We start from the raw sequence: 12,771 nt of genomic DNA, 5'->3' as shown, positions 1-12,771 counted from the left end.
CGGTACCGACACGTGCGGGTCTACTGTGGCAGCGGTACCGATGGACACGACGGATACCGAGGATGTGCGTGAACGACAAACTGGTGTGGATCGACTGCGAGATGACGGGCCTCGAGCTGGGCTCGGACAAGCTCATCGAGATCGCGGCCCTGGTCACCGACAGCGACCTCAACGTTCTCGGCGACGGCGTGGACATCGTGATCCACTGCGACGACGACGCACTGGCCTCGATGCCGGACGTGGTCACCGAGATGCACGCCAAGTCGGGGCTCACCGAGGAGGTCCGTGCGTCGACGGTCACGATGGAGCAGGCGCAGGAGAAGGTGCTCGAGTACATCCGGCAGCACGTTCCTGCCGGCACCGCGCCGCTCGCCGGCAACTCGATCGGCACCGACCGCGGCTTCATCGCGCGGGACATGCCGGAACTGAACGACTACCTGCACTACCGGATGATCGACGTCAGCTCCATCAAGGAGTTGTGCCGCCGGTGGTACCCACGCATCTACTTCGGTCAGCCTCCCAAGGGCCTCGCGCACCGGGCACTCGCGGACATCGAGGAGTCGATCCGGGAGCTGAAGTACTACCGGCAGACGGCCTTCGTGGCGGCTCCGGGACCTACCACCGAGGAGATCGGCGCCGTCGTGACGACGCTGACCGGTGGCGACGCGTGACACAGGGAACCGATTGGCTTCCCGCGTATCGGTCACGCTAGTATCGAACGCGCTGCATCGCCGCAGGGTGTGCAGCAATGGTGGGCGTAGTTCAGTTGGTAGAGCACCAGGTTGTGATCCTGGCTGTCGCGGGTTCGAGTCCCGTCGTCCACCCCGAACACGAAGGCCCCCGACTCGCGAGTCGGGGGCCTTCGTCGTGCGTGGGGCTCAGCGGGGCAGTGCGTCGAGGTCCGTCCGCATGAGGATGACGTTGTAGGACGAGTACTGCGACGCCGTGAAGTACAGCGAGTCACCGGCCGACCTCGGGTGGATGTAGGGCGCGTAGAGGCCACCGCCCGGGTAGTTGCCGATGTCGTTGTTCACCACCAGCGCGGTGGGAGCGCTCCACGGCCCCTCGGGCGCCGACGCGGTCCGCGCCATGATGCGGCCCTCGACGTCGTTGCCGTACAGCATGATGTAGCGACCGAGATACGCATTCCACGCGACGGACATCTCCCCGACCGGCTGGCCGACCACAGGAGCGGCGGCGGCCAGGTCGGAGGTCCAGGACCCACCGTTCCAGTACTCGTACCGGGTGAGGTCCAGCAGCGCGTCGGGTGCGACGCGGGCCAGGTAGGCCGCACCGAGACGGCCGTTCGGTGTCCCGTACTGGTACACGAACCCGTCCTGGCTGCGGACGAACGCCGCCTGCTGGAAGCGGGCGTCCAACTGCTCCGTACCGGGGACGGTCACGCCGCTGTTGAACCGGATGGTGGCGGGCTCGGGGAACCACGTCTGCCCGTTGTCGCGCGACGTCGCGATTCCCGCGTAGTTCGTCGACCACACCGAGCCGCTCCACTCGCGTACCGACATGAAGTGCAGATACTGCACGCCGTTCACGGCGATCGCCGACGTGGGAACGATCGTGTACTCGACCGGTGAGAGCCCGAGAGCCGAGAGCAGTTGGGTCGCGAATCGCGGATCGTTCCCGGCCACCACCGCACCGGAGTTCACGTCACCGGGCACACCGTCGGCGAACGTGATGCCGTCCGACAGGTCGGTGTCGTTGCTGCGCAACAGAACATTGTGCCGCCACTGCCCGCCCGGGACCGCGCAGTTCCCGAAGGTGTCGCCGAACGCCATGAGGGTCTGACCGGCTCCGTTGTCCCAACTGATGCCGAGATCGGTCCCCGAGATTCCGAAACGATCGAACGTCCGGTTCACACTCTCCTGACCGGTCACCCACCCCACGGTGGACGTCGACGGCCCGTTGTAGGCGGGCACCGGACCCTGCCGTCCCGCAGGTGGCTGACCGGGAAAACCTGTTCCGTCGATCCCGGTACCGGGCAGTCCTCCACACGGTTCGGCCGCCGCCACGGGCGCGAGCACCAGGCTCACTCCCCCCACCAGTGCCAGTGCCAGCGCAGCCGCCATCGCCCGTTGTCGTCGCATACAGAACATCCCCCACAGTCGCGCCACACGCGGCAGTAACCCGCCCCCGAACGCAAGGTACCAGTCCGGACACGGTCCGATCTCCGCACCGGGACGGCCCCACCGACGAATTACACGTATGTGTTTTCGCAGCTAGGCCGGCACAACCGAATTACGTTGGTGTAATTGAGCATTCGTGTTACCGAGCGATACTGCTGTCCCGTAGAGTGACCCGTGGCGCTCTTGGGGAAGGTGCGCCGTGTGTTACTCGTGTTGTTCGCTCGACGGACGTGAATGCCAAGGGAAGGGCATTCGACTTCGCCGAGCGGTGCGCCGTGGGCGACTGCTCGTCCGGTACCGGTCGGTGAGACCGGTACGGGACAGAGGGACGTCGACGGCCGTACCGCCGTGGACAGCGCAGCAGCGACGGGACTCCTCCCCCGGGTCGGCGCAGACCGAATGGCGACGCCCGTGGGCGCATACGGAGGTAGCTCGTGCACCGAACATCACACTCGAACACCGCATCACAGGACACCGTGGACGCATCGCCGTCACCGGTGCGCCGCCGTGGTCGCTGGGGATCCGCCGCCATGGTGGGCGTCGCGGCCACCGGAGCTCTGCTCTTCGCCGGGACACCCACGGCCGCAGCGGCACCCGCGCTTCCGCCGCTCCCCGCTCTGCCCGCGTTCCAGATTCCCGGTGTTCCGCTGAGCGCCAAGCAGCAGGCGGCGATCCTCGCCGCCGTCTTCGACGCGACGGGCGTGCTGGTGCAGGAGGTCGCGGGGCTCGTTCTCGGCGACATCACCCTCACCCCGGTGACTCCCGACGCCGCGCCGGACGCCACGTCGCCCTTCCAGGCGGCCCCGCTGGGCGTCGGCGGATCACGACTCCCCTTGACGCCCGGCACCTTCGAGGTCACGTCCGGTTACGGCGGGCGCAACAACCCGACCGGCGGCGGACGGCAGAACCACGAGGGCATCGACCTCGGAGCCGCGCAGGGCACCACGATCTACGCGGTCACCGGCGGCACCGTCACGCAGGCCGGTGACGCGGGCGACGGGTACGGCAACCTGGTGAAGATCCAGAAGGGCGACACGGAGGTCCTCTACGGACACCAGAGTCGCATCGATGTCGCCGTGGGTGACACCATCGCTCCCGGTCAGGCCATCGGCGCGGTCGGCAGTACCGGCGACTCCAACGGCCCGCACCTGCACTTCGAGGTGCGACGCGGCGGCGAGGCCGTGGACCCGGTCGGTTACCTCACCGCTCTGGGCCTGAAGGTCTAGCGGCTCAGACGGACTGGGCGTTGCCGGCTTTCCACTCGTCCCACGGGATGTTCCAGTCGCCCAGTCCGTCGGTACCCGACAGTGTTCCACCCACGGTGTTCTTCACGACGGTGATGTCACCACGCTTGGTGTTGTCGTAGACCCACTTCGCGTTCGACGGGCTCAGGTTCAGGCAACCATGGCTGACGTTCGAATAGCCCTGTGATCCGACGGACCACGGCGCCGAGTGGAAGAAGATGCCGCTGTACGACATTCGCGTCGCCCAGTCGACCGGAGTGCGGTAGCCCTGCGCGGAGTCCACGGCGACGCCGTAGGTCGACGAGTCCATGACCATGGACGCGAACTTGTCACCGATGATGTAGACCCCGTTGTCGGTGGGCGAGCTGTCCTTGCCCATCGACGTCGGCATGGTCTTGACGTCGACTCCGTTGACGGAGAACGTCACCTGCTTGGTGGCGTCGTCCGCGGTGGCGATGACGGCGTCACCGATCGAGAAGGACGACGACGCGTTCTCCTGGCCGAAGAGTCCCTCGCCGAGGTCGCGACCGAAGACGTCCACCGTCACGGTGACGCGGGTGCCGGGAGCCCAGTAGTTCTGCGGGCGCCACCGCACCTCTTTCTGGTTGACCCAGTAGAAGGCACCCTCGACCGGCGGGTCCGTCACGACGGTGATCGCGTTCTGCGCGGCGATCTTGTCGGGGATCGGCTCGTCGAACTGCACGGCGACCGGTTGGCCGATGCCCACGATCTCGTTCTCGGACGGCAGCAGGTACGGCTTGGTGACGTTGTCCGGCGAACTGGTGGTGAAGGACGAGACGGACGACGCCTCACCGCCCAGACCGTAGGCCCGCGTACGCAACGTGTAGGTGCCGTTGTAGTCGAGCACCTCGCTGTTCGTCCAGGACGACCGATCCTCGGACAGGGCTCCGGGGACAGGGGTGCCGGCGTCGTCGGTGAGCGTCACCTCGGACAGGGTGCCGTCCGCCACGGTCACCGCGACCGGAGCACTCGGGGAGAATCCGACGGACGCGTCGGGCGCCGGCAACGACACCTTCGGCTTCATGAGCTCCGACAGCGGGTTGGAGTCGATCGGCGCGGGAGCCGCCGTCGGTGTCTGACCCGACCCCGCCGTGCACCCGGCCGCGGAGAGTGCGAGCACCGTCATCGCGGCCACCAGAGTCGAGCGCCCACGACGGGTCCTACCCCACGACATCGTCATTCTCTCGACTCCACTCACCTGCGCCCGAACCATCAGCTATCACGCACATGATGCCATCCACCTGGGATTTCTCACCACTCCGGAGCTGGGGAACACGGTCACGGTCGAGTACCGATCGAGCATCGACCCGGCTCCTCACCAGCGGTCCGGAGCCTCTGCCAGCGGGAATGCGGACCGGGCGTCCCGTTTCGATGATCGCGGGTGCTGTTGGTGTGCGTCACAAGCGACCCCGGACAGCACGATGCCGCCGAGCGTGAACTCGGCGGCGTCGAGGACGGAGTCGGCCGTGCGCCTCTCGGCAGAAGGCCGCTCGTAGCGGCGAAAGGGGTGGTACCCGGGGCATGGATCCGACTCCGTCGAGCTGTGCAACGCCGACACCCCCGAGTCTGTTCCCGGCCGCTAGCATCACGTGGATGCGCGCCCTCGGTCCCACGTCGTCCGCATCTGCGCCGCGCCCCGTCTCGTTCCGGCGTGCGACCCGATGAGTGATCTGCGTGTCCGAGACGCCGCCGCCCTGGTCGGTGTCAGCGACGACACCGTCCGCCGGTGGATCGAGAGTGGTGTCGTCGAGACGTCGAAGGACTCGGCCGGACGCACCGTCGTGAACGGCGCCTCGCTCGCGGCGCACGCTCGGGCCCGCGCCGCCGCACCGCCGGATCCGAGCGGCACGGTCAGCTCCGCGCGCAACCGTCTGGCCGGACTCGTCACCTCGGTGGTCGTCGACACGGTGATGGCCGAGGTACAGATGCAGTGCGGCGCGTTCACCGTGACGTCGCTGATGAGCGCAGAATCGGTGCGGACACTCGGACTGGAACCCGGCAGCGTCGCCGTCGCGGTGGTCAAGGCGACCACCGTCATCGTCGAGACACCGTGATCTCCAGCCTCGCGGGCGGGACGCGCGGCCACCGCGACGCGGTGCGTCCGCCCGCCTGGATCCTCGTGCCGGCCAGCCTCGGCACGGCGCTCGTCGTGCTCCCTCTCGTGGCGATGCTGCTCTCGGTCGACGTGGCTCGCTTCGTTCCGCTCGTCACCTCGGAGTCGTCCCGGGCCGCGCTGCTGCTCAGCCTGCGCACGGCGGCCGCCAGCACTGTCCTCTGCATCCTGCTGGGGGTGCCGATGGCCCTGGTCCTCGCGCGGTCGACCGGGCGGATCGTCGCCGTCGTGCGCGCACTCGTCCTGCTCCCCCTCGTCCTGCCCCCGGTGGTGGGTGGGCTCGCCCTGCTCTACGCGTTCGGCAGGCAGGGACTGCTGGGTGAACACCTGCGGGCGTGGGGCATCGACATCGCCTTCACCACCACCGCGGTGGTCCTCGCGCAGACGTTCGTCGCCCTCCCCTTCCTCGTGATCAGTCTCGAGGGCGCACTGCGCACGGCGGGCACGCGGTACGAGGTCGTCGCCGCGACCCTCGGAGCCTCACCCGGCACCGTCCTGCTGCGGGTCACCCTCCCCCTGGTCCTGCCCGGGCTGGCGTCGGGTGCGGTGCTCTCCTTCGCCCGTGCGCTCGGCGAGTTCGGCGCCACCCTCACGTTCGCCGGGTCGCTCCAGGGCGTCACCCGCACCCTCCCGCTCGAGATCTACCTTCAGCGCGAGACGGATCCCGATGCGGCGGTGGCCCTCTCGCTGGTCCTCATCGTCGTCGCGATCGTCATCGTGATCCTCACTCGCAGTCGGCGTCCGGCAGGCGTGCTGTGACACCCACCGACACCTCGGTCGTCCTCGACGTCCGTCACCGAGCACGCGGCGCCGACCTCACGCTCACGGTGCCGTCGGGCGGAGTGGTGGCGATCCTCGGGCCCAACGGTGCCGGGAAGTCGACGCTGCTGTCGATGGTGGCCGGACTCGTCCGGCCCGACGACGGCGTGGTCCGCATCGGAGCGCGTACCCTCACCGACAGCGCGCAGCGCATCGACGTCCCGCCGCATCGCCGACGGGTGGCTCTCCTCGCCCAGGACGCGCTGCTGTTCCCACACCTGTCCGCGCTGGCGAACGTCGCCTTCGCGCCCCGCTCACGAGGTGCCGGACGAGCCGAGTCCGAGCGACTCGCGCGCCGATGGCTCGAGGCCGTCGACGCGGCAGACCTCGCCGATCGGCGGCCGCGCGCACTGTCCGGCGGACAGGCCCAACGCGTCGCCCTCGCCCGCGCACTCGCGGCGGACCCCGACGTGCTCCTGCTCGACGAGCCGTTCGCGGCGCTCGACGCCGAGTCCGCACCGGCCATGCGCCGCGTGCTCCGCGAGGTGCTCGCCGAGACCTCGCGCACCACCCTGCTGGTGACCCACGACCGGGTCGACGCCCTGACGCTCGCCGGTGAGGTGGCCGTCGTCGACGCCGGACGAGTGGTCGAACACGGCACCGTCCGCGACGTTCTGACGGCTCCGCGTACCCGGTTCGCGGCCGCCCTCGTCGGAGTGAACTCGATCGAGGGCACCATCACCGCTCCGGACACGCTCACGACCGCGTCGGGTGTCGCGGTGCAGGGCCGCGCCCCGGATCCTCTCGACGCGGGCTCGTCGGCGGTGGCCCTGCTGCATCCCACCGCCGTCTCCGTCTTCGTCGACCCACCGCGGGGCAGCCCCCGCAACGTGCTGCCCGTGCAGATCGGCCACGTGGAGTCCACCGGCTCGTCGGTCCGCATCACGTCCACCGCGGCCGCGGGTCTGCCCGCGCTGCACGCCGACGTCACCGTCGCGGCGGCCACCGAACTCGACCTCGTGCCCGGCCGTCGCGTCCACTTCGTCGTCAAGGCCGGCGAGGTGGCACTGCACGCCGCGGCTCCCGGCGCGCCCACACCGCGGTGACCGGTGGGTCGCCACGGCCGCGGCGACTGCTCGACGCGGCAGCGGATCTGTTCGGTGCCCGCGGCTACGCGGCCGTCGGCATCGACGACGTCGCGGCGGCCGCGGGCGTCTCGGGGCCGTCGGTGTATCGGTGGTTCGACTCGAAGTACGACCTGCTCCGCACGCTGCATCTGACCGCGGTCGCACGCCTCGAACGGCGCATCGCTCGGGAGGGCGCTCCCGCCGATCACCACGCGCTCGCTCTCGGCGCCCTCACCGTGCGCCGCTCGCTCGGCACGCTGCGCCGCGACCGCCCGCATCTGCACGACCCCGACATCGGTTCGGTGACCACGGTTCTCGATGCCGTCACCGCGGCAGCACGTCGTGCCGATCCGATCCTTCGGCCCTCTCGCGACTCCGACGTCACGACTCGGGCGGTGCTGTCCACCCTCTCCAGCATCGGGACGCACCGCCTCGCCGTCCCCGCCGCCGCGGTGCTCGAGGTTCTCGACTCCGCGTGCGCCGCGGTCCTCTCGGCGGACCTGCCGGACGCCGTCGACGATCCGGATCTCCCGCGCGGCGTCCCGCCCGTCGGGCGACGGGACGCACTCCTGCGCTCGGCCGCGGCGCTGTTCGACGAGAACGAGCCCGCCGACGTGACGATGGCGGCCATCGCCTCCTCGGTGGGCATCGCGGCATCGAGCACGTACCGCTGGTTCGGCGGCAAGACCGTGGTGCTGGACGAGGTGTGCCTCGGCGCCGCGCGCCGGGCGGCAGACGAGACGGCGCGTGTGCTCGCCCGGTCGGACACGCCGCACCAGGCGCTGGCCGGGCTGGCGCGGCGGCGCGTGGCCCTCGCGACGCGGGCGCCAGCACTGCGGGTACTCCGGCGCCACGGCCTCTCGACCGGTCCGGCGACGGCACGCGAGCTCACCGTGATGGCTCGCCAGGAGCGCGGAGAGTGGGTGCACCTCCTCGCGTCGACGATGCCGGGACGCTCGCGGGCACAGTCGTCGGTTCTCGTCGAAGCAGCGTTCACGGTGGTGGACGACCTGTCACGGCACGTCGACGAGCGCCGGCTCGCCGCGGTGATCACCGCGATTCTGGGTGTGGACGACGGCGGGCCCCGATCACCACATCGGTGATCGGGGCCCGCGTCGGATCTGCCGTGCCGCGACCGGCTACTGAGCCTGCAGCAGCGTGAACGACCTGTCTCGTACCAGCAGTGACGTCGGGTCCTCGCCCACCTCCTGCTCGGGGTCGCTCGAGATCGTGAGCGACCACGTCTCGTCGGGCAGGGTGAATTCGACCGGGGTGTCGGAGGCGTTCATCAGCCACAGGAACACGGTGTCCTCGGCCGACGACTTGAACAGCACGGCGATCGACTTGTTCGATCCGGTGGTCCAGTCGTCGTCACCCATCGCGACGCCGTCCGCGCGCTGGAAGTCGATCGTGTCGGGTCGACCGCCGCTCGTGTCGGTGGTGGTGTCGTCCTCGCCGTGGCGGAACCACACCGGACGCAGCGCCGGATGCTCGCGGCGGAGTGTGATCAGCGCCGTGGTGAACTCGACGAGTGCGTCGTCGGCGACCGCCCAGTCGAACCACGAGATCTCGTTGTCCTGGCAGTAGGCGTTGTTGTTGCCGCCCTGCGAGCGCGCGAGTTCGTCGCCTCCCAGGAGCATCGGAACACCGGCCGAGAGAAGCAGCGTGCCGAGGAAGTTGCGGCGCTGGCGATCGCGCAGCGCGTTGACGTCCGCATCGTCCGTCGGACCCTCCGCGCCGCATCCCCACGACCGGTTGTCGGACTCGCCGTCCTGGCTGTCCTCGCCGTTCTCCTCATTGTGCTTCTCGTCGTACATCGTGAGGTCGGCGAGAGTGAAGCCGTCGTGCGCGGTGATGAAGTTGACACTCGCGAGGGTGGGCCGGCGATCGTTCTCGTAGACGTCGGGGCTACCCGAGATACGTTGCGCCAGAGCGGGAAGGCTACCCTCCTCGCCGCGCCAGAAGTCGCGGACGTCGTCGCGGAACTTCCCGTTCCACTCCGACCACCGCGCCGGGAAGCCGCCGACCTGATAGCCGGCGGTGTCCCACGGCTCGGCGATCAGCTTCACCGGGGCGAGCACCGGATCCTGATGCACCATGTCGAGGAACGCGCTGTGTCGGTCGAGGTCCTCGTCCTGACGGGTCAGGGTGCTCGCGAGGTCGAAGCGGAAGCCGTCGACGTGCATCTCGGTGACCCAGTAGCGCAACGAGTCCATGATGAGGGCGAGTGCGGCGGGATGGCCGACGTTCAGGCTGTTGCCCGTTCCCGTCGTGTCGTAGTACGAGCTGTGGTCCTCGGGGACCAGCCGGTAGTAGGACGCGTTGTCGATTCCCTTGAGGGACAGGGTGGGTCCGAGGTGGTTGCCCTCGGCGGTGTGGTTGTAGACCACGTCGAGGATCACCTCGAGGCCGGCCGCGTGGAGCGCCTTGACCATCGACTTGAACTCGGTGACCTGCCCACCCGTGTCGCCCGCACTGCTGTACTCGTTGTGCGGCGCGAGGAAGCCGATCGAGTTGTATCCCCAGTAGTTCCGGCGACCCTCCTCGAGCAGGTGCGAGTCCTGGACGAACTGATGCGTGGGCAGCAGTTCGACGGCGGTGATGCCCAGCCGTGTCAGGTGCTCGATGGCGGACGGATGCGCGAGGCCCGCGTAGGTCCCGCGGACGGCCTCGTCCACGTTCTCGTCGAGCTGGGTGAACCCCTTGACGTGCACCTCGTAGACGACGGACTCGGACAACGGGATTCGCGGCGCGGCGTCGTCTCCCCAGTCGAACGAGTCGTCGACGACCACGGACCGCGGCATGAAGGGCGCGGAATCGGCGTCGTTGCGGGTCTCGGGCTCGTCGTGATGGTGGGAGAACACCGCTTCGTCCCATTCCACGGACCCCGCAACGGCTTTCGCGTAGGGGTCGAGGAGGAGCTTGGCGGCGTTGTGGCGCAACCCGGCGGCCGGATCCCACGGGCCGTCGACCCGGAATCCGTATCGCGTTCCGACGGACATGTTCTCGACGATGCCGTGGAACACGTGGCCGGTGTACTCGGGCAGTGTCGTCGACGACAGTTCGGTACCGTTCTCGTCGTACGTGACGACGGTCACCGACTCGGCCGTCTCGGTGTAGACCGCGACGTTCGCGCTCCCGTCGGGTCGAAGACTGACACCCGGGGGGTAGGGGGTGGAAGGCTGTCGTGTCACTGATGGCACCAGTTCTCTGTCGTAGGTCCAGCTCGTGGAGGGACCGGAAGTCACCCACGGAAGTCGTGCGGGTCCCAGCGTTCTTACCCGCGCACCGCCCGGACGAAACGGTGCAGGTTGAGCGCACGGGCCACCGGGTAGACATGCCCCATGACGGGCGTCCGCACGACTCGACGCATCGTGCGTGAACGAACGGCCGTCGCGGCGGGAATGCGACGTCGGCTGGCGGCGCGCGACACGGCCCTGGTGGCGGCGGGCATCACGTTCTACGGCGGCATCGCCGTCGTGCCGATGTTGCTGTTGGGTCTGCGCCTCACCACGCTGCTGCTGGGTGAGGAGACCGTCGTCGGGTACGGAGACGCCATCGCCGGACTTCTGCCGGGCGCGGCGGGCGCCCCGGGTGCAGTGCGGACCCTGTTCGACGCCGGGACCCACCTCGGGTGGCTGGGCGGCCTGGTCGCGATCCTGCCCGCCACCTTCTACGGCGAGGGCATGCGACGGGCCCTGCTCGTCTACGAGCCCGTGCGCGAATCGTTCGTCGGCTGGCGCGGTCGCGCGTCGGCGCTCCCGGTCCTGATCGTCACGCCGCTGCTCACCATCCCCGTTCTCGTGGTGGGCAACGCACTCGCCTCGGTGAACGGCGGCATCGGCGCGGGAGCGTTCCGCGTCTGGCTCGGATTCGTCACCGTCTGGCTGGTGCTCGCCGTACCCATCGGATGGACGTACCGGGTGGTCGCGCCGACCACCCTCTCGCGTACGGCCGTCGCGATCGGTGCCCTGACCACCGCGTCCTTCGTCTCGGGATTCCTGCAGGGCTACGTGCTGTTCCTCGCGATACCCATCGACTGGTCGGGCCCGTTCGGCGGCCTCGAACCCGTCGGAGCGGCCGTCGCCACGGTGCTGTGGCTGTTCCTGCTGCACATCATCGTGCTGATCGGCTGGGTGTTCACTCTCGAGTGCGACCGGGTCGCGGAGCGGGAAGCGTACTCAGAGCGTGATGGATCGACACGCTGATCTGACTGAAGCCGACGACGGCGAGAATCAGGGACACGGCGGCACCGATGGTGCCGAACAGCGGACCGGTGTCCACCACCGAGGCTCCCAGGAGAGTCACCACGACGGCGATCACGCGGGACGGGCGCTCCCCACACCGTCACGACTCCGATCGACGCCATCCCCGCGGACACCGCGCGAGCCCGCGCCGTCTCGTGCAACAGGGTGAGCAGCGCGACCGCGACCACCAGGGGTGCGGGTGCTCCCAGCACGAGGAGAACCGCGAAGACGAGCATGTCCGAGAGTCGATCGGCCACCGAGTCGGCAACGTAGCCGAATGCCGTCGATCGACCGCGGAGCAGTGCGACGGCGCCGTCGAGGCTGTCCACCAGCGCCGACAGGACGAGAAGCAGTGCCGCCGCGCCGGCGCCCCACGGACCGGAACCCGCGACGGCGAGAGCCAGGACAGCGAAGAGAACCCCCACAGCGGTGACCGCGGTGGGGGCTACGCGCGCCCGCGCGAGCGGGCGGGCCAGAACGTACGTGATGGTCAGCCAGCCGTGCACCAGTGCCGACGAGTGCACGTCGTACCCGCCGTGCAGCTCGGACCACGCACGGAAGTACTGCGTGCGAGTTCTCGGCACGGAGACGACGGGTTCCGACGCATCGGAACCCGTCACGTGATCGTGGTCAGTGACCACCGGGATCGGTGAGGGACTTGCCCTCGGCCGCCTTGACGCGCTTGCGCTCGAGCAGGACCACGGCGAGGCCGGCGAGTAGGAGAACCGGGCAGGCGATGCCGGCGACCAGCACCCATCCCTCGAAGCCGCCGCCCGCTGCGGTCAGGCCCAGTCCGAGCGCGACGAAGCCCAGCGCCATCAGGAAGTAGCCCGGCCATGCGCGGCTGTCGGTGATGGCCTCACCGGCGTGCGCACGCGTGGTGCGTGCGAAATCCTGCGGCTGCTCGTTCTCGTTCTGCGCGACCACGACTTGTCCTTTCGTCGATACATCCGTGCATGCCCGTCGGACCGCCGGGGGAAACCCGGTCGGTGGGCGCTCACAGAGGGCATTCGGAACCACCTACCCCCGCGACGGCTCGTACGGAGTGACGAGGGCGACGTCGGGCGCTAGGGTGAGCGCGTCAACAGACCATGCGGTTCGTGAATCGGGACGTGAACC

The 12,771-nt window shown here is 69.3% G+C and carries 11 protein-coding genes, 1 tRNA gene and 1 pseudogene; 8 read left to right on the top strand and 5 right to left on the bottom strand.

Annotation, left to right across the window (positions count from 1 at the left end; translation table 11 throughout):
* Window positions 1–68: 68 nt before the first annotated feature.
* Together orn and QE397_RS05180 are read left to right on the top strand one after the other, a co-directional pair.
* A complete protein-coding gene (orn, locus tag QE397_RS05185; protein WP_222630093.1) occupies window positions 69–671 on the top strand; it encodes an oligoribonuclease in 603 nt (200 codons plus the stop codon).
* Between the two features lie 80 nt (window positions 672–751).
* Window positions 752–824, top strand: a tRNA-His gene (locus QE397_RS05180).
* Window positions 825–878: 54 nt separating this feature from the next.
* Here the strand turns inward: QE397_RS05180 and QE397_RS05175 are convergent.
* A complete protein-coding gene (locus QE397_RS05175) occupies window positions 879–2,102 on the bottom strand; it encodes a DUF4185 domain-containing protein (RefSeq protein WP_307092162.1) in 1,224 nt (407 codons plus the stop codon).
* Between the two features lie 515 nt (window positions 2,103–2,617).
* On the opposite strand from QE397_RS05175, the gene QE397_RS05170 reads away from it, so the two are divergent.
* Window positions 2,618–3,367 (top strand): M23 family metallopeptidase, encoded by a 750-nt coding sequence (locus QE397_RS05170; protein ID WP_231476309.1) that lies wholly within the window; start codon window positions 2,618–2,620, stop codon window positions 3,365–3,367.
* A gap of 4 nt (window positions 3,368–3,371) precedes the next feature.
* Here the strand turns inward: QE397_RS05170 and QE397_RS05165 are convergent, their stop codons facing one another.
* Window positions 3,372–4,586, bottom strand: a complete 1,215-nt coding sequence (locus QE397_RS05165; RefSeq protein ID WP_261769329.1) for an Ig-like domain-containing protein — start codon at window positions 4,584–4,586, stop codon at window positions 3,372–3,374.
* 481 nt (window positions 4,587–5,067) lie between these two features.
* Between QE397_RS05165 and QE397_RS05160 the strand changes: the two genes are divergently transcribed.
* Genes QE397_RS05160 through QE397_RS05145 form a run of 4 tightly spaced genes read left to right on the top strand, consistent with a single transcriptional unit; the run spans window position 5,068 to window position 8,508 of the window.
* On the top strand, window positions 5,068–5,460 hold the full coding sequence (locus tag QE397_RS05160; protein ID WP_027505607.1) for a molybdopterin-binding protein: 393 nt from the start codon (window positions 5,068–5,070) through the stop codon (window positions 5,458–5,460).
* Window positions 5,460–6,278, top strand: a complete 819-nt coding sequence (locus tag QE397_RS05155; RefSeq protein ID WP_235578986.1) for an ABC transporter permease — start codon at window positions 5,460–5,462, stop codon at window positions 6,276–6,278. Before QE397_RS05160 ends, QE397_RS05155 begins: the two co-directional genes overlap by 1 nt.
* On the top strand, window positions 6,275–7,384 hold the full coding sequence (locus tag QE397_RS05150; protein WP_082544551.1) for a sulfate/molybdate ABC transporter ATP-binding protein: 1,110 nt from the start codon (window positions 6,275–6,277) through the stop codon (window positions 7,382–7,384). The genes QE397_RS05155 and QE397_RS05150 overlap by 4 nt, the downstream gene beginning before the upstream one ends.
* The gene (locus QE397_RS05145; protein WP_307092159.1) at window positions 7,381–8,508 is read left to right on the top strand and encodes a TetR/AcrR family transcriptional regulator; all 1,128 of its coding nucleotides are present in this window, start codon (window positions 7,381–7,383) and stop codon (window positions 8,506–8,508) included. Before QE397_RS05150 ends, QE397_RS05145 begins: the two co-directional genes overlap by 4 nt.
* 36 nt (window positions 8,509–8,544) lie before the next feature.
* On the opposite strand, the gene glgX is transcribed toward QE397_RS05145, so the two are convergent.
* Window positions 8,545–10,599: a glycogen debranching protein GlgX gene (gene glgX, locus QE397_RS05140; RefSeq protein WP_222638480.1), complete on the bottom strand. Its 2,055-nt coding sequence runs from the start codon at window positions 10,597–10,599 to the stop codon at window positions 8,545–8,547.
* A gap of 150 nt (window positions 10,600–10,749) precedes the next feature.
* Here glgX and QE397_RS05135 point away from each other — a divergent pair, with 150 nt between their 5' ends.
* On the top strand, window positions 10,750–11,613 hold the full coding sequence (locus tag QE397_RS05135) for a YhjD/YihY/BrkB family envelope integrity protein (RefSeq protein WP_307092157.1): 864 nt from the start codon (window positions 10,750–10,752) through the stop codon (window positions 11,611–11,613).
* Between the two features lie 185 nt (window positions 11,614–11,798).
* On the opposite strand, the pseudogene QE397_RS21760 reads toward QE397_RS05135, so the two are convergent.
* A pseudogene (locus tag QE397_RS21760) lies at window positions 11,799–12,158 on the bottom strand (CDP-alcohol phosphatidyltransferase family protein); the annotation flags it as partial.
* A 124-nt stretch (window positions 12,159–12,282) separates the two neighbouring features.
* On the bottom strand, window positions 12,283–12,579 hold the full coding sequence (locus tag QE397_RS05130) for a hypothetical protein (RefSeq protein ID WP_027505601.1): 297 nt from the start codon (window positions 12,577–12,579) through the stop codon (window positions 12,283–12,285).
* Window positions 12,580–12,771: the final 192 nt, after the last annotated feature.

This window comes from Rhodococcus sp. SORGH_AS_0301 (assembly GCF_030818285.1).
Lineage (GTDB): Bacteria > Actinomycetota > Actinomycetes > Mycobacteriales > Mycobacteriaceae > Rhodococcoides.
Note: the sequence above shows the minus strand (reverse complement) of the source record. Positions and strands in the feature narration are given on the sequence as shown.

Bases quoted from the DNA above. Each gene is read 5' to 3' on its own strand.
- QE397_RS05175 (WP_307092162.1), bottom strand. From the start codon at position 2,102: ATGCGACGACAACGGGCGATGGCGGCTGCGCTGGCACTGGCACTGGTG.
- QE397_RS05165 (WP_261769329.1), bottom strand. From the start codon at position 4,586: ATGACGATGTCGTGGGGTAGGACCCGTCGTGGGCGCTCGACTCTGGTG.
- QE397_RS05160 (WP_027505607.1), top strand. From the start codon at position 5,068: ATGAGTGATCTGCGTGTCCGAGACGCCGCCGCCCTGGTCGGTGTCAGC.
- QE397_RS05135 (WP_307092157.1), top strand. From the start codon at position 10,750: ATGACGGGCGTCCGCACGACTCGACGCATCGTGCGTGAACGAACGGCC.